Raw genomic sequence first — 17623 nt, forward strand, 5'->3', positions numbered from 1 at the left:
CCGCTCGATTCTTCGCGAAAGAAAAGAGCAGGAAGCGTTCTCGATTTGGTGCTGCCCTCTTTTCCACGTCTGCCCTGATTGCCATTTCGGGCACCTCATCCGCACAAGTGCAAACAATCGACGGCGGCACGACCGAGACCGTGATCGGCAGCGGCGGGGGCACCCAGGCCAGCCCCTGGGTTTTCTCCGACGTGCTGAACGTCGGGTTAAACAGCGACGGAACGCTGGAGATCAGCGATGGCGGCAGCGTCAGCAATACCTATAGCTATATCGGGAAAAATCGCGGCTCGACCGGCACGGTTACCGTCGACGGCATCGGTTCCTCCTGGACCAACAGCAGTATCCTCTCTGTCGGCCAGCACGGCACGGGCGAGCTCACCATCAGCGACGGCGGCAGCGTCAGCAATACCGCTGCCTGGATCGGTTTCTATTCCGGCCCGACCAGCACGGTTACCGTAACCGGCATCGGTTCCTCCTGGACCAACAACGGCGAACTCTATGTCGGCGCTTACGGCACAGGCGAGCTCACCATCAGCGACGGCGGCAGCGTCAGCAATACCTATGGCTATCTCGGGTATGAACCCGGCTCGAGCGGCATAGTTACCGTCGACGGCATCGCTTCCGAATGGGAGAACACCGGCAACCTCTATGTCGGTAATTCCGGAACCGGCGATCTTACCGTCAGCGACGGCGGCAGCGTCAGCAATGCCATCGGCTTTATCGGGCGCAATTCCGGCTCGACCGGCACGGTTACCGTCGACGGCATCGATTCTTTCTGGACCAACAACGGCAACCTCTTTGTCGGCAATTCCGGCACGGGCGAGCTTACCATCAGCGGCGGCGGCGGCGTCAGCAGTGCCTCTGCCGCTATCGGGCGCAATTCCGGCTCGACCGGCACGGTTACCGTCGACGGCATCGGATCCTCCTGGACCAACAGCAGCGACCTCTTTGTCGGCAATACCGGCACGGGCGAGCTTACCATCAGCGATGGCGGCAGCGTCAGCAATACCGCTGGCTTGATCGGGACCAATTCCGGCTCGACCGGCACGGTTACCGTCGACGGCATCGGATCCTCCTGGACCAACAGTAGCAACCTCTATGTCGGCAGTTCCGGCACGGGCGAGCTTACCATCAGCAACGGTGGCAGCGTCAGCAATACCGTTGGCTTTATCGGGTACGATTCCAGCTCGACCGGCACGGTTACCGTGGACGGCACCGGTTCCTCCTGGACCAACGGCAGCGAGCTCTATGTCGGCTATTACGGCACAGGCGAGCTCACCATCAGCGACGGCGGCAGCGTCAGCAACACGTACGGCTACATCGGTGCGGATACGGGTTCCGATGGCTCGGTCGTGGTCGACGGCAGCGGCTCGACCTGGATCAACAGCAGCGCCCTCTTTGTTGGCGACAGCGGTGCTGGCAGCCTTGCGATCACTAATGGCGGCAGCGTCAGTAACGTTTCCGCTAGTATCGGTGCCGGCGTTGGTTCCCTTGGCGCGGTGACGGTCGACGGTGCTGGCTCGACCTGGACCAACAGCAACACGTTATACGTGGGCGACAGGGGTACTGGCAGCCTTTTGATCAGCAACGGAGGCAGCGTCAGCAGCACGGCTGCTATCATCGGCGACGAACCGGATTCCGATGGCGAGGTGACCGTCAGCGGCACCGGATCAACCTGGACCAGCAGCAACTTGTTGTATCTGGGCAACTCCGGCACGGGCAGTCTGACGATCAGCGATGGCGGCGTTGTCGCCAGCGCGAATCCTCTCTCGGTAGCAGTCAATGCCGGTTCGGTCGGTACGGTCAACATCGGCGCGGCCGTGGGCGATACGGCGACGGGCGCGGGAACGCTCAGCGCCCCGGCACTGGAGTTCGGGGACGGCACCGGCACGCTGGTCTTCAACCACACCGATAGCGATTACATTTTCGACCTCGACGTAAGTGGGGCGGGGGCGCTCGAAACCTATTCGGGCGCGACCACGCTCAGCGGTACGAACACCTATACCGGTGCGACCACGCTGCACGGCGGGACGCTGATCATCGGGGACGGTGGAACGATTGCCGGAACGTCGGGCATCTCGATCGGCGCAGACAGCGGCGATGATGCCGGCATGGTCGTCACGGCGGCCAATGGCGGCGGTTCGGTCACTACGCCCGGCGACGTCCTGGTCGGCAATGCGGGGACCGGCAGCCTTGTGATCACCGATGAAGGCAGCGTCAGCAATGCCGAAGGATACGTCGGCATTGCGGCCGGTTCGACCGGCACGGCCACCGTCGATGGCGTGGGCTCGACCTGGGCCAATAGTGGCAATCTGTACGTCGGCTATGGGGGGGCTGGCAGCCTTTCCATCACAAATGGTGGCAGCGTAAGCGCTGATGTGCTCCGTTTAGGCTTTGATGCTGGTTCGAACTCTACGGTCACGGTCGATGGTGCGGGCTCCAGCCTCACCAGCAGCACGCGCATATGGATGGGCCCCTCCAGCCTCTCGATTACCGATGGAGGTAGCGTCAGCGCCGGTACGGACTTCTATTTGGGTTCAAATGTCGGAGCTGGTACGGTCACGGTAGACGGCATCGATTCCAGCCTGGCCATCGGCGGAATTCTGCGGGTTGGACCGAGTAGCGTGGGTAGCCTCACCATCACCAACGGAGGCAGCGTTAGCAGTAATGCCACGCAGATTGGTTGGTTACCCGGTTCGGTCGGCACGCTGACGGTTGATGGCGCCGGCTCCACCTTGACGACCAATGGAAATGTCGTTGTCGGTCTTGAGGGCTCGGGCAGCCTGTCAATCAGCAATGGTGGTGCCGTCACCAGTTCGGGAGGTCGCATTGGTACATCCGGCCTTCCAGTTGCGATCGGCGAGAGTGCCTGGGTCACGGTCGATGGCGATGGCTCCAGCTGGGCAATGACGGGTGAGTTTATTGTTGGCGACCGAAAGCAGGGCGATCTCCTGATCACCAATGGCGGCAGTGTCAGCAGTACGGTCGGATATATCGGGCGTCATATTTCGGCAGACGGTACACGCTGGGGAAACGGTACGGTCACGGTCGACGGGGCAGATTCCGTCTGGACGAACAGTGCCGAGCTTTATGTCGGCGACGCGGGCACGGGCAGCCTGATCGTCGCAAACGATGGCACCGTATCGGCGACATCGCTGATTGTGGCAAACCAGGCAGGCTCCGTCGGTACCGTGAACATTGGCGCGGCGGCAGGGGATGCGGCGACGGGGGCGGGCGTGATCGACGCCCCGACGCTGGCCTTTGGCGACGGCACCGGCACGCTGGTATTCAACCACACCGATAGTGACTACGTCTTCGACCTCGACGTAAGCGGGGCGGGGACGCTCGAAACCTATTCGGGCACGACGACGCTGAGCGGGACCAGCACCTTTACCGGCTCCGTCACCGTCTATGGCGGCACGTTGGTCATCGGTGACGGGGGCACGCTGACGGGCCTGTCGGACATCTCGATCGGCGAGAACGCGGACGACGATGGCGAGATCATCGTGACCGCGGCCAATGGCGGCGGTTCGATCACGATGCCGGGCAACCTGGTGGTCGGCAAGACGGGGGCGGGCGAGCTCTCCATCGTCGAGGGCGGCAGCGTGACCAACCAGACCGGTTACGTCGGCTTCTTCGAAGGATCGGATGGCACCGTAGTGGTCGATGGTGCAGGCTCGGCCTGGACAAGCACCAACGACCTGAACGTCGGTAACAATGGCAAGGGCACTCTCGCGGTCACCGCTGGCGGCAGCGTCATCAGCAATAGTGGCTACATCGGTCGCTATGCCGGCTCGGAAGGGGCGGTCACCGTCGATGGGGCCGGATCTGCCTGGACTACCGGGACATTGCATGTCGGCAGTTTCGGCACGGGCAGCCTTGCGATAACGGACGGAGGCAGCGTCAGCAGCACAATTGCTATGATAGGCAATCAATCCGATGCACTGAACACCGTCACGGTGGATGGAGCAGGGTCCGTCTGGGCGAACAGCGGCAACCTAAATGTGGGCGCGCGCGGGGCGGGTAGCCTTGCGGTCACCAGTGGCGCAACCGTCAGCAGCGCTGGTGGTAGCATCGGGACTCTGATCAATGCCAACGGATCGGTCACCGTCGATGGAATGGGCTCCGAATGGTCCAACGGCAGCGTCCTCCATGTCGGTCGTTCGGGAACGGGCAGCCTTGCGGTAACCAACGGCGGCAGCGTCAGCAGCGCCGATGGTTATATAGGCTTTGCATCCGGATCGACCGGCACGGTTGCCATTGATGGAGCAGGTTCCAGCTGGACGAACAGCGCCACGCTGCTTGTCGGCGATGAAGGCACGGGCATCCTCACGCTTTCCAACGACGGTGAGGTGTCGGCAACAGCGGTTGTCATCGCGGCCAACGCAGGCTCTGTCGGCACCGTGAACATCGGCGCGGTCGCGGGCGATGCGGCGACGGGTGCGGGCGTGATCGACGCTCCGACCCTGGCCTTTGGCGACGGGATCGGCACGCTGGTCTTCAACCACACCAATAGCGATTACATTTTCGACCTCGACGTAAGCGGGGCGGGGGCGCTCGAAACCTATTCGGGCACGACGACGCTCAGCGGCACGAACACCTACACCAGTGCGACCACGCTGCATGGCGGGACGCTGCTTATCGGTGACGGCGGAACGACTGCCGGAACGTCGGGCATCTCGATCGGCGAGGACAGCGGCGACGATGCGGCCATAATTGTCACGGCGGCCAATGGCGGTGGTTCGGTCACTACGCCCGGCGACGTCTATGTCGGCGATGCGGGCACGGGCAGCCTCGCCATTGGCGATGGTGGTTCCGTCAGCAACACCTTCGGCTCTGTCGGCTATTCGTCCGGTTCGAATGGCACGGTCACGGTTGATGGTGCCGGCTCGACCTGGACAAGCGCCGACGACCTGACGGTAGGTAACAACGGCACCGGCAGTCTCGGCGTCACTGCCGGCGGCAGCGTTATCGACGAAATTGGCTTTATCGGTCGCCTTGCCGGATCGGAAGGGGCGGTCACTGTCGATGGCGCAGGTTCAAGCTGGGCTAATAACGGCGACTTGTATGTCGGCGACGCCGGCACGGGTAGCCTCGGGATCACCGAAGGTGGCAGCGTCAGCAGCGCGGTTGGCGCAATCGGTTTTGAATCCGGTTCGACAGGCATGGTCACGATCGACGGGGCGGGCTCCGTCTGGACGAACCGTGCCGAGCTCCATGTCGGCGATCAGGGCACGGGTAGCCTGATTGTAGCAGACGAGGGCGCTGTATCGGCGACAACGCTGATTGTCGGCGCACAGACAGGTTCCACCGGTACCGTCAATATCGGCGCGGCTGCGGGAGATGCGGCGGTGGGCGCGGGCGTGATCGATGCCCCGACGCTGACTTTCGGTGATGGGACCGGCGCGCTGGTCTTCAACCACACTAACCCGGCCTATGTCTTCGACCTCGAAGTGAGCGGTACCGGCAGCATTGATCACCTCTCGGGCGCTACGATCCTGACCGGTGATAGCTCCGCCTTCGATGGTACTCTCGATCTCGTCGGCGGTACGTTGACGGTCGACGGGGTAATCGGTGGACAGGCGACCATCGGCAACGGAGCCGTGCTGAACGGCCACGGCACTGTGGGTTCCGTCACCGTCGCCGAAGGCGGTACAATCGCGCCGGGCAATTCGATCGGTACGCTGAACGTCGATGGCGACATCACCTTCGCCGCAGGCTCGATATACGAGGTCGAAGTCGATCCGGACGGAGCGGCAAGCGACCTCATCGCCGCGACCGGCACGGCGACACTCAATGGCGGCTCTGTCGCGCACATTGGCCTGTCGGGTACCTACTCTCCAACGTCGACGTACACGATCCTGACGGCAGAGGGTGGCGTTTCCGGCCAGTTCGGCGGTGCGACTTCCGACTTCGCCTTCCTCGATCCGATCCTTGGCTATACGTCCGATGCCGTAACCCTGACCCTGCAGCGCAACGACATCGACTTCTCCGCCGTTGCGACGACCGGCAACGCGTTGCAGGTGGGTGATGCAGTGCAGGACCTGGGCTTCGGCAACGAGATCTTCGATGCCGTCGTCGTTTTGGACGAAGCCGGAGCGGGCGCTGCCTTCGAAAGTCTCTCGGGCGAAATCCATCCTGCGATGCGCACGGTCATTGCCGAAGAGGGCAAGCTGGTTCGCGATGCCGTACTGGGGCAGGCGGCGCGTAGCGTTGGCGGCAACGCCTGGGCACAGGCGTTCGGTAATTGGGGAACCAGCGACGGCTCTTCAGGCACGGCGGATATTGATCGCGATACCGTCGGCGTTGTCGGCGGCGCGGATTTTTCTATCGGCGAAAGCGCGCTTATCGGTCTTGCCGCGGGCTACACCGAGACGGATGTCGATCTCGCTCCGCGGCAGTCTGAAGCTAAGGCAAAGTCAATCTACGTCATGGGCTATGCCGGTCTTAGGTCTGGACCGTTCGGCGCTCGCGCAGGCCTCGGCTACAGCCGTAGCAATATCGACACCAAGCGCAGTGTGAGCTTCACCGGTTTTTCTGACAGCCTGTCGGCCAGCTATGACGGAGAAGCGATCCACGGATCTGGCGAACTGGGTTACGAGGTCGCACTTGGCGGCGGAAAGGTTGAGCCTTTTGCCGGGGTTTCGGTGGTGCGTATCAGGATCGACGGATTTGCCGAAGATGGCGGCGCCGCTGCACTGACGGGAAGCGCCAAGAGCGGGACTACGGCTGTGGGTACACTGGGTGCGCATTTCGCGACCCCTGCGATGGGTCCGCTTCATCTCAACGGAACAATCGGCTGGATGCACGCCTTCAGCGGCCACGAAAGCAGCAGCAATCTTGCATTCGATGGGGGGCAGGCGTTCTCGATCATGAGCGCGAGCCAATCGCGCGACGCAGGTAAGCTCGACATGTCCGCTGTTCTCGAGGCCTCGGAAACGATGACCGTCAATCTCGGCTATCGCGGGGTCCTTGGCAGCTCGAGCCAGGATCACGCAGTCATGGGCGGCCTTGCAGTGCGGTTCTGATCGGATCGCTCGCAAGGCTTCAGAAGAGGCTATCTGCCCATCTGTTTCGCGCAGATGGCGGGTGATCAACAAAGTTCGAATGCCGTGCGACCGAGGGATATGGGGAGATCGCACGGCATTCCGGGGAACATGGTGCTTAGGCGAACTGGCCGATTATATGTTTTGGTCCAGCCACCTGTACCTCCAACCCGCGCCCGCGACGGCGACCTAGCCATTCGCGGACAGTTTCCACTGTCGTGTGATCCATCGCTCGCACCTTGCCGAGATCGAGCTTCACCCGGCACTGCGGACAAGCTTCGAGGATGCGATTAAGGCGCGACAGGCTGAGGAACGTTGCGGTTCCTTCCAGCGTCAATTCGCTTTCCTCGTCCTTGTGATCCTCCTGCACTTTGAGGCGCAGGTTGCGGATGTGAGGGATCAGTTCGAACAAGGTCAGCACAAGGCCCACCAGCACGCCCGTCAGCAGGTCGACCGTCACCACCAGAATGAACGTCGCGGCCCAGATCGCAGCCGGAAACGCGCCGTAAGACGTGTAGAGATGGCGTACGTGCTTGAGGCTGACGAGCTTCCAACCGGTCACCACCAGAACGCCGCCAAGCGCCGCCATCGGGATTTCAGCCAAGAGCCAAGGCAGCAGCGCAACGAAGCCCAGGATCCAGAACCCGTGGATGATGGTCGACAACCGGGTCGTCGCACCGGCCTGCACGTTCGCCGAACTGCGTACGATCACGCCGGTCATCGGCAAGGCGCCTGCCGCACCGCAAAGCAGGTTGCCGATGCCTTGTGCGCGCAGTTCCTTGTCGTAATCGGTGCGAACGCCGTCATGCATCCGGTCGACCGCCGCAGCCGATAGCAACGTTTCGGCACTGGCAATGAACGCCAGGGCCACGGCCGTCATGATCAGAGCCGGATTGGCGAGCGGGCTGAAGAAGTTGCCGTCGGGCGGGATGATCGAACCAACGATGGATTCGGGCACCTCGATCCGCGCCACGTCGAGCCCGAGGGTCCACGCTACGATCGTTGCCGCCATGACGCCCAGAAGCGCGCCCGGCACCAGACCGACCGATTTGGGCTTCACCTTTTCCCAGCCCAGCATGACGCCGATGGTCAGCAGACCGAGGCCGAGCGCAATTTCCGTGGCCCTCAGATCGAACGGTGTCAGCCCCAGGATACGGGCCGGCATTGCCGCAAGGTTCGCGACCCCGCTCGACATCGGTTGTTCGTCGAACAGGATGTGGAACTGGCCGATCACGATCAGCGCGCCGATACCTGCCAGCATGCCGTGCACGACGGCAGGCGAGATCGAGCGGAAGAGCCCGCCCAGTTTCGCCCAACCAGCGACCAGCTGAAGCACGCCCGCCAGCACCAACACGGGGCCGAGTGCTGACAGTCCGTATTCGGTCACGAACTCGAACACGATGACGGCAAGCCCTGCCGCCGGACCACTGACCTGCAGCGGGGAGCCGGCGAAAAGACCGACGACAATGCCGCCGATAATGCCGGTGATGAGGCCTTTTTCAGGCGGGACGCCCGAGGCGATAGCGATGCCCATGCACAAGGGCATCGCCACGAGGAATACGACGATCGAGGCGGTGAAGTCGGTCGTCAGGACCTTCCACCGCCCGTCGCTTGCGGCAGCATCGCTCATTCCGCGGCCTCGGCATAGGCGTGGCGGTTCTGCGGATGATGGGCGACGGGCAGTTCATCGCCTTCGCGCAAGGGTCGGAACTGGCCGGTTTCACCATCAAGCCCCAAGACGACGCCTTCGTGGATGTCGACGAACCAGCCGTGAAGGGCGAGATCTCCGCGAGCCATTGCCGCGCTGACCGAAGGGTGGGTCCGCAAGTTGTTGAGCTGTGCGATCACGTTCTCGAGGCTGAGTGCGCGGACGCGGTCGCCGTCTTCAAGGTCGCCCATGCAGCTGTCTACGATGTGGCTGGCGGCACTGCCGTGACGCAGCCATGCCGCGACGTTGGGCATCCCTTCCAGTGTTTCAGGCTTGCTGAGCGCCTTCATCGCGCCGCAGTCGGAATGACCGCAGATTATGATGTCCGACACGTTCAGCGCCATGACAGCATATTCTACGGTCGACGACACGCCGCCGTTCATGGTCGCAAAGGGCGGGACGATATTGCCGGCGTTGCGGCAGACGAACAGATCGCCGGGATCTGCCTGCATGATCTGTTCGGGCACGACGCGGGAATCCGCGCACGAAATCATGAGGGCCGTGGGGCTCTGACCCTGTTTGGTCAGCCTACCGAAAAGCGCGCTGCTTTCGGGAAAGGTGGAGCGCTCGAAGGAAAAGACGCGGCCGATAAACTCGTTCATGGGGAGTGAACTCCTGTCCTTTTTGGAGAGAGGAGTGCACGGTTAGAGGCGGCGTGTTTCGCACTTGCAGCGAAGATGTTTCAAAGTGTTTCTAGTGACTTGTTTGCCGCTGGATCGTGCAAAGTGACCGGCAGGCGGATAGTCGCAGACAGCCCTCCTGCTTCGCGATTACGCAGGACGAGGTCGCCGCCCTCCGTTCGCGCGATACGGTCCACGATTGCGAGACCAAGCCCCATGCCCGGTGCATCGCGGCGGCGCGCGTCATCGAAGCGGACGAATGGCTCGACTGCGCTTTGCAGGTTTTCGTCCGAAATTCCGGGGCCACTATCATCGACACGAATGATGTAATCCATTCTGTCGCGCGAAAGGCTGAGTTCCGCATTGCCGCCGTAATGAATGGCATTCTGCACAAGATTTCCGATCGCCCGGCGAAGGGGGAGCGGTCTTGCCATGATCACGAGATGGTCAGGCCCCGAGTAGCGCGCATCGCGGCCAAGGTCCTGCGCCCTTTCGACAATGGTCATGGCCATGACGGCAAGGTCAACCCGCTCGCGCGGGCCGCTTTCCCCCGCGCCATCGAGATAGTCCTGCATCGACCCGACGAGTGCTTCCAGTTCGTCCAGGTCCGCCATCAGCGCCGAACCTTCGGGGCTTTCCGACGCCACTTGGTCCAGCCGGAGGCGCAGGCGCATCAATGGCGTGCGCAGGTCATGGCATAGCGCCGCGACCGTGACGTTGCGATTGCGAACGAGTTCGTGGATGCGACCTTGCATCGTGTTGAAGGCGCGAATGAGCTGACGCACTTCCGCAGGACCTGCTTCGTCGATCGGGCGTGGCTGATCGGATCCGACACGGGCACTAAGATGAACCAGCCTGCGAAGCGGAGACAAAACGGCTCGGACGAGCAGCGCCGCCATCAACACCAGCAGCAGGGTCGGCACGACGAGAACGGCCCAGCGTTCAAGATTGAGCGCGCGTGCCATCTGGAGCTCGCTGGAAAAATGCACCGTCGATCCATCGGAAAGAGACATCGACCCATGAATGTCTCCGCCATGGCTAAGCGGCGATAGGTGGAACCGCAGGGCCGTCTGGCGAAGTTCGGGCTCCAGCTCGAGAACCTGACTGGTCAGCGTATCCAGCTCGATGCTGCGCTTTGGACGGGTGTCCTGCGCTTTCCACGAAACTTCGAAAGCGCTGGTCGTCAGCCGGTCCGCTACGTGGCCACGCTCTGCAGGGATTTCTTCGTCGAGCAGTCGATGCGCGATGACGAGATGTTCGGCAATCCGCTCTGCATCGTCGATTCGGATCGAGAACTGATTGGCGCGCTCGAACAGAAACGCATTGGCTATCATGTCGAGCGCAACGGCAAGGGCAACGATAGCCAGAAGCCGCCCCATCAATCCCAGTCGGGAGAAGACCCTCAAACCGGACTGACCTCGGAAGACAACATGTAACCGACGCCGCGGATCGTCGTAATCGGTGCATCTGCGCCTTCGCTCGACAGCTTGCGGCGCAGGCGGCTTACCATGACATCGACACTACGGTCCGACGCGTCACCGATCCGGTCACGCGACATCTCGATCAATCGCTCTCGTCCGATGGCGCGGCGCGCATTTTGGACGAATACCGTCAGCAGGTCGAATTCGGCAGTCGTCAGATCAACGAGCGCGCCATCCGGTGACCGCAATTCGCGCGACTGGTGCGATAGCGTCCAGCCATCGAAGGTGATGACGCCTGCTTTGCCGATCTCGTCATTACCATCACGCGCATGGCGGCGAAGGACCGCGCCGATGCGGGCGACAAGCTCTCGGGTCGAGAACGGCTTTACGAGGTAATCGTCAGCACCCAGTTCAAGACCCAATACGCGATCAGTCTCGCTGCCGCGCGCGCTGATAAAGATGACCGGAACTTCGCTTTGCTGTCTCAGCGATCGCAAAAGCTCGATGCCGTTCGTGCCAGGTAGCATGATGTCGAGGACGATCAGGTCGACCGGCCCGGCCTTGAGCGCAACGCCCATTTCCGCACCGCTGACCGCAGTGCGGACAGTATAGCCATACTGACGCAGATTTCGGGCAAGAAGCGTCCTGAGCGGGGGATCATCCTCAACTACGAGGATCGAAGGGGACGGCATCTGGATTCCTGAAGCGTTCAATTGGTTCTGCGGATAGCTAGGCACCGTCCCGTACCTCTTCAACTGGCTTCTTTTCGCAGTTGCAAAACGGCCTGCATCAAACCGCTCGCTTCGGCCGGCGCAAGACCGCTGGTGACGTCCTGTCCGTGCTCGTCCTTGAAACGCAGGCGCCATGGTTCGCGTGAACCGGCGGCATAGCTTTCGGAAAGGCGCCGCATTTCTTCTGCGGACAGCTCGAAGCTCAGGGTCTGGAAGACGCGGCACTCACCGATTGCGGTGTCGACATCGCAATATTCCTGTCCGGTCTCTCCAATCGCCACATCGCGCAAGACCAGATCGCTACCATCCAGGAACTGGACATGCGTGAATGATCGGCGCGGTGCCCAATAAGCGAGATCGTGAACGACGTGGTAGGAGACGTCACCTTCGCTGCGCGCGATCCTGGCAAGGATATAGACATCCTGGGCCCGTGCTCCGTCGAGCGAGCGGGACTTTGAATAGACGTCCTGCGTGCTGACGACGAGGTCTGGCTCCAGCAGGTCATCGATGACTTCGACAGAATCTGCGAATTCGGCAGGGCTCAGTGCGGCAAGTTTCTGGGGCAGTTCCTCAACGGCATGGGCTGGGACAGCGGCAGCGAGGCAAGCGAAAGCAGCGCCAGCGAATGGAGTGCAAATGCGGGATATACGCTGGCGTCTGCGGGATCTGGTAATCAAGGAAACCTCCTGAAGAACTGAGTTCCCGCTTCTATCCTGCGAACTTGTCGGCCATTTCTCCGCATTGTGACAGAACATTGCTGCGGCGCAGCGATGACACGCAGATCTAAGTGAATGCTCTTGCTAATGCAATCCACTCGCAATAATGCCCTAGCGTGTCTCTAGCGCTCGAACCCAACCAACTCGTCATACTCGCCAAGCTCCTCAGGACGAGGAGTCTCAGTGCCGCTGCAGTCGAGCTAGGCATCAGTCAGCCGAGTGTCAGTCGCGCGCTCGCCAAGATGCGGGACGAACTGCGGGATCCCTTGCTTGTCCGGCAAGGCAACGCGATGGTTCGCACTCCGCGGGGCGAGGAACTGGAGGCTCGACTGGCCACATGGTTGATCCATACCGCAGAGGTCGTGAACGAGCAGCGGTTCGATCCTGCAAATCTCAGCCGGCAATTTCGTATCGGATCGACTGATTTCGGCGTGCAATCGGTTATCGCGCGCGCACATGCGGGGTTCCATGAAGAGGCTCCGCTGAGCACGATCAATGTCGTGCCGTTGGAATGGGACAGCGCAGAGGCGCTTGCTTCCGGGCGGATCGATGTCGTCATAACCGGTTTGGACAACCATCCGGAAAGCCTGCGGCGGCAATTGCTGTTCAAGGACAGATTTGCATGCCTGATGCGGCCCGATCATCCGCTTGCCAAGGATTGTGATACTCCGATCGACCTTGCCGGGTATCTGGACAATCCGCACCTGGGGATGACGGTTACCGACTTGCAGTATGATCGGATCAGCCAGCTACTTGGAGCTGAAGCTGAAAAGCGGAGGGTCGTGCTGAATTGTCCCTATTTCTCGCTGGCGCCCGAGTTGGTGAGGGGCGACATTCTTCTCACCCTGCCGCGCAAGGCGGCAAGACATTATGCCCGTGTCCACGGCCTGTTCTGGAAAGAAGCGCCGGTCGAACTCGGCGATCTTGATTACTGGCTTTTGTGGCACGAGCGCTCGCATCGCGATCCTGCGACCCAATGGCTCATATCCAAGTTCGTGGCCGCGGCGAGCGTCAACGACGAATAACCGATATCCGGATCTGGCGGTTGCCAGCGCGTGCCTATCCTTCCAGACGCTTCTTGCAAATAACTTGCATTAGCATGTCTCGGAGGCTCCTTGTCTGTTCGCTCAATCTCGCTCGCTACTGCCGCTCCATTGGTAATCGGCCTTGCTCCTTCTGCGATGGCGGAGGAACTGCGTCAGGTCACCGACGCCGATGAAATCGTGGTGACTGCGACCAGCAGGGAGCAGGCGGTAAGGGACGCGCCCGCGTCGATCAGTGTGATCACACAGGACGAGCTAGAGCGATTGCCTTATCGCGAAGTAACCGATGCTTTGCTCGAAATTCCGGGCGTTACCGTCACGCAAGGAGAGCGGAACAGCCGGGATATTTCCATCCGCGGAATGTCGCCGCAATACACCCTCATCCTCGTGGACGGGAAAAGGCTGAGTGCCCGCGAATCCCGCACGAACGGAGGCAGCATCAGTGAAGGCGGCATGTTGCCTCCTCTTGAGGCGATCGAACGTATCGAAGTCGTGCGCGGGCCGATGTCTTCGCTCTACGGTTCGGATGCGATGGGCGGGGTCGTGAATGTCATCACCAAGACAGTCGCCGATGAATGGAGCGGAAGCGTCAGGCTGAACGGAACGCTGCAACTGGGCGAGGGCTTTGGCGATTACGGTGATGGCAACTTCTACGTCAGTGGCCCCCTGCTGGGTGACGCGGTCGGCCTGCAATTGCGTGGTTCGCTGAACCGGAGGGCGGAAGACGCAGTCCTTGATGGCAGCCCCCGCCGTGAAGACGAATCCCTTGGCGGCAGGCTGGGCTTCGATCTTGGCGCTGATCACCGGCTGATTGTCGAAGGCGGCTACTATCGGCAGCAAACGACGTCGACCGCGGGAAGGACCGTGGCGGCAACGGAGGATCTCCCCGAAGGCGCCGAGGACACGATGACGGAGAAGCGCTGGGTCGCATCGGTTTCCCACGCGGGCGAATGGGGCTTCGCCTCGTCCGACAGCTACATCCAGTACGAGGACGCGACGCACGTCGAAGGCGAAAAGCAGATCCGCAATATCGTCGGGCAGTCGATCTGGAGCGTTCCGCTCGGTTCGAACATGCTCAGCCTAGGTGGCTTCATCCGCAGCGAAGACCTGACCGATCTTACCGGCAACCTGCTGCCCGACACGGCGACGACCGGAACAACGCGATTGAACTGGGCGCTTTTCGCCGAAAATGAACTGAGCATCACCGACGACTTCAAGCTGACGGGCGGTGTGCGCATGGATGACGACGAGCTTTATGGAACGCACTGGACGCCGCGTATCTATGCCGTCTGGTCGGTGTCGGATCAGATCACGCTGAAGGGAGGCTACTCCAAGGGCTTTCGCGCACCGAACCTGCGCCAGACGCTGGAGGACTGGGGGCAGACCAGCCGGGGCGGAACGATCTACGGCAACCCGGACCTGGAGCCGGAAACGTCGAGCACGATCGAAGCCGCGCTGATGTTCAAGGACGGCGGCTTGCAAGGCAGTCTGACGGCCTACGAAACTCGCTTCAACGACAAGATAACCCGCCTGACTTGCGCTGAGGCAGGCGCATGGTGCGTTGATGAACCGCTGAGTTCGATAGGCCGCCCGCCGACGACATATGTCAACGTCGACGAGGCCCGTATTCGCGGTGTCGAGGCAACGGTCGATGTCCCCCTGTCGGCGACATTCACTTTCAGGGCCACCGGAACGCTGACCGATTCCAAGCAGCTTACAGGTGCAAACGCTGGCTCAGCCCTTAACGATACTCCGAAACAGCAGGCGAGCGCGTCCTTGAACTGGCGTCCGACCGAGCGGTTCAGCGCTTATGCGCGGGCCGTCTTTCGCGGGGAGGAAGCTGTGACCGAAGCACAGATCAGCGGTGAGAATATCGTGGCCGATTCCTTCACCACCGCTGATATCGGCGCTTCCTACCGTCTCTCTCCAACGCTGCAATTTCATGGCGGGGTGCAGAACGTCTTCGACAAGCGGCTCACCTACGACGAATACGCCTATCTCATCGACCCGGTCCGCATCTGGGCCGGTGTGACGGCGCGTTTTTGAAGATCGGAGACGCGTAATGGCTAAAGTCCAAACGGTCCCAAGGGCCGAAATCATTTCCCGCACAATCCTTGGCGTTTTTGGCAGCTACCTGCTGGCGAGCGCCGCTTTGATCGCGATCACCCGACTATGGCCTGAGGGTGGACGAACCGCAGTCTCGCTTGGCGAGATGACGGGTTTCGCTTTGTTCGGGTTGGCAGCCATCATGGCCTTCTCCATGCGGAATGTCCGTATGGCCTGGCTGTTGATCGTTGGCGGCGCGGCCGTTTTGCTGGCGATCGGGTTTGGCCTTGGAAGTGCAGGAGGCCAGCCATGAAGGGGGGAATTCGCCAAAGCAACTCCTGGCTTCACGGATGGGCCGGCCTTCTCCTTGGTTGGGTGATGTTCGCCATCTTCTTTACGGGCACCATCGCGTTCTTTCGCCACGAGGTGACCTTCTGGATGCAGCCCGAACTGCATCGCACGACCGCCGTCGGGCACGAGGAGGCGGCAAAGGTTGCGATCGAGCGGCTTGAGGCGATAGCGCCGCAGGCGCGAGAATGGGGCGTCGTGCTACCGAGCGAGCGGAACCCGACGCTCCGCATCTCATGGGATGACGCCGGGGCAGATCCGGACAATCCGGCAAGTGCTCCCGCTGACAGGCTGTTGCGTGATCGGGCGGAAAAGCAGGCTGAGATTACGAACGCCCGGGGCGGACGCCCTCGCGATCCCGGCCTCTTGCTCGATCCTGCTACCGGGGATGTCCTGACACCGCGCGATACGGCGGGCGGCGAATTTCTTTATCGCTTTCACTATCGGTTGCATGGCCTGCCGAATGAACTGGGCCGTTGGATTATCGGCCTTGCGACGTTCGCCATGTTCATCGCGATCATAAGCGGCATCATCACGCACAAGAAGATCTTCACTGACTTCTTCACTTTCCGCGCGGGGAAGGGCCAGAGAAGCTGGCTGGACGGTCACAACGCGATGGCGGTCCTTTCGCTTCCGTTTCATCTCATGATCACCTTTTCAGGGCTGCTTTTGCTGGGGTCGACTTTGCTTCCCTGGTCTGGCGGCGGCGGACATGGCCATGGCGGGCATGGACGTGCGGGTAACGATGAGATCGTTGCGGCAAGCGGGACGGCGCCCGAGCAAGATCGGATAGCGAGCGATCGGATCATCGCAGAGGGGCAAAGCATATGGGGTGCCCCGGCCGGAAGAATGATCTTTCACCGCGTGAATGGCGTTACTCAGACAGTCGAACTGACATCACAGAAGAACGACGACCTGACCCTTCGCCCGGGGGGAGGACCGGGGCGAACGATCACCTTCGATGCGAAGAATGCAGAAGTAGTGGAGCGCACCGATACGGAGGCAGAAAACGCGATTGCTGCGACGGACCGCACCATGGTCGCGCTACACCTCGGCCGCTTTGCTCCTTGGCAATTTCGCTGGCTCCTTTTCGTGGCCGGAGTTGCCGGAACGCTGATGATCGCGACGGGGCTCGTGCTCTGGTCCGTGAAGCGGAAAGAGAAAAGGCGCGGTGCCCCCGGAACTGTTGGGCATCGCCTTGTCGATAGCTTGAACATCGCGGCCATAACCGGTCTGCCTCTGGCGACGGCAGCCTATTTCTGGGCAAGTAGGATAATATCCGCCGCAAGTCCGGATCGAGCCAATCTCGAGATTTCGATATTCTTCGCGGTCTGGCTCGGCAGCTTCATCCACGCCCTGTTTCGTCCCGATGGGAAAGCGTGGCTCGAACAACTGATTGCCAGTGGACTGGGCTTTGCGTCACTTGCGGTCCTAAATCCCCTCTCCGGCGGGATGGACCTCGTTACCGCCACAAGCCGCGGCAACTGGATTGTTGCCGGCTTTGACCTCACCGTCCTTGTCACTGGGGCTGTTTTCCTTTTGGCAGCCAATCTTCTTGCGGCGCGGGCGACGCGAAATAGCAGCGCTCAGCCCAGACCATCCAACACCGCTGCCGCCACCGAATTGGCGAGAGAAGCACCATGATCACCTTGGCTTTAATTCTTGCCGCTTTCATCGTGATGTCGCTCGGCATGGACAAACATCATCGCGTCTTTTTTGACGGCGGACTAAGCAAGCCGAAGCGTTCGGCGCTGAAAGGCTGTGCGTGGCTGATCCTCTGCTTTGCATTCGTCGTCTGCTGCAAAATCCATGGCCCGCAATTCGGTCCCGTCTGGTTTGCCGGTATCGCGACAGTCGCCGCGTTCATGACGATGGGCTTGGTGAGCCTGCGGACAACAATCTCGAAGAAGGCGCGCTGAAGGAAAAGTCTGGTTCTCGAAAAGC

Annotated in this window: 11 protein-coding genes; 5 read left to right on the forward strand and 6 right to left on the reverse strand. The window is 61.4% G+C overall.

Features of this window, described 5'->3' with window-relative positions; genetic code table 11:
• The first annotated feature begins 107 nt into the window (after positions 1-107).
• Entirely contained in the window at positions 108-7028 is a 6921-nt protein-coding gene (locus KIH45_RS02980) for a hypothetical protein (protein WP_213174478.1), read from the forward strand.
• Between the two features lie 136 nt (positions 7029-7164).
• Here the strand turns inward: KIH45_RS02980 and KIH45_RS02985 are convergent, their stop codons facing one another.
• The 5 genes from KIH45_RS02985 to KIH45_RS03005 form a co-directional block, all read right to left on the reverse strand.
• Complete coding sequence (locus KIH45_RS02985) at positions 7165-8676, reverse strand: SulP family inorganic anion transporter (RefSeq protein ID WP_213174479.1); 1512 nt, start codon at positions 8674-8676, stop codon at positions 7165-7167.
• Entirely contained in the window at positions 8673-9356 is a 684-nt protein-coding gene (locus tag KIH45_RS02990) for a carbonic anhydrase (RefSeq protein ID WP_213174480.1), read from the reverse strand. Before KIH45_RS02990 ends, KIH45_RS02985 begins: the two co-directional genes overlap by 4 nt.
• Before the next feature lie 80 nt (positions 9357-9436).
• Positions 9437-10753 carry an ATP-binding protein gene (locus KIH45_RS02995; protein ID WP_213174481.1) on the reverse strand — a complete coding sequence of 439 codons (1317 nt, stop codon included), beginning with the start codon at positions 10751-10753 and terminating at the stop codon, positions 9437-9439.
• Between the two features lie 23 nt (positions 10754-10776).
• Positions 10777-11487 (reverse strand): response regulator transcription factor, encoded by a 711-nt coding sequence (locus KIH45_RS03000; protein ID WP_213174482.1) that lies wholly within the window; start codon positions 11485-11487, stop codon positions 10777-10779.
• Between the two features lie 59 nt (positions 11488-11546).
• A complete protein-coding gene (locus KIH45_RS03005; protein ID WP_213174483.1) occupies positions 11547-12203 on the reverse strand; it encodes a hypothetical protein in 657 nt (218 codons plus the stop codon).
• Between the two features lie 155 nt (positions 12204-12358).
• Here KIH45_RS03005 and KIH45_RS03010 point away from each other — a divergent pair, with 155 nt between their 5' ends.
• Positions 12359-13267 (forward strand): LysR family transcriptional regulator, encoded by a 909-nt coding sequence (locus KIH45_RS03010; protein WP_213174484.1) that lies wholly within the window; start codon positions 12359-12361, stop codon positions 13265-13267.
• Between the two features lie 90 nt (positions 13268-13357).
• Positions 13358-15331, forward strand: a complete 1974-nt coding sequence (locus KIH45_RS03015; protein ID WP_225899594.1) for a TonB-dependent receptor domain-containing protein — start codon at positions 13358-13360, stop codon at positions 15329-15331.
• An 84-nt stretch (positions 15332-15415) separates the two neighbouring features.
• Here KIH45_RS03015 and KIH45_RS03020 read toward each other — a convergent pair whose 3' ends face one another.
• Positions 15416-15787, reverse strand: coding sequence for a hypothetical protein (locus tag KIH45_RS03020; RefSeq protein WP_213174707.1), 372 nt, complete (start codon positions 15785-15787; stop codon positions 15416-15418).
• Between KIH45_RS03020 and KIH45_RS03025 the strand changes: the two genes are divergently transcribed.
• Both KIH45_RS03025 and KIH45_RS03030 read left to right on the forward strand, forming a co-directional pair.
• A complete protein-coding gene (locus KIH45_RS03025; RefSeq protein WP_213174485.1) occupies positions 15710-17323 on the forward strand; it encodes a PepSY-associated TM helix domain-containing protein in 1614 nt (537 codons plus the stop codon). The two genes, KIH45_RS03020 and KIH45_RS03025, sit on opposite strands and share 78 nt — an antisense overlap.
• Positions 17320-17598: a DUF3325 domain-containing protein gene (locus tag KIH45_RS03030; protein ID WP_213174486.1), complete on the forward strand. Its 279-nt coding sequence runs from the start codon at positions 17320-17322 to the stop codon at positions 17596-17598. Before KIH45_RS03025 ends, KIH45_RS03030 begins: the two co-directional genes overlap by 4 nt.
• Positions 17599-17623: the final 25 nt, after the last annotated feature.

This window comes from Croceicoccus gelatinilyticus, from assembly GCF_018398395.1.
GTDB lineage: Bacteria > Pseudomonadota > Alphaproteobacteria > Sphingomonadales > Sphingomonadaceae > Croceicoccus > Croceicoccus gelatinilyticus.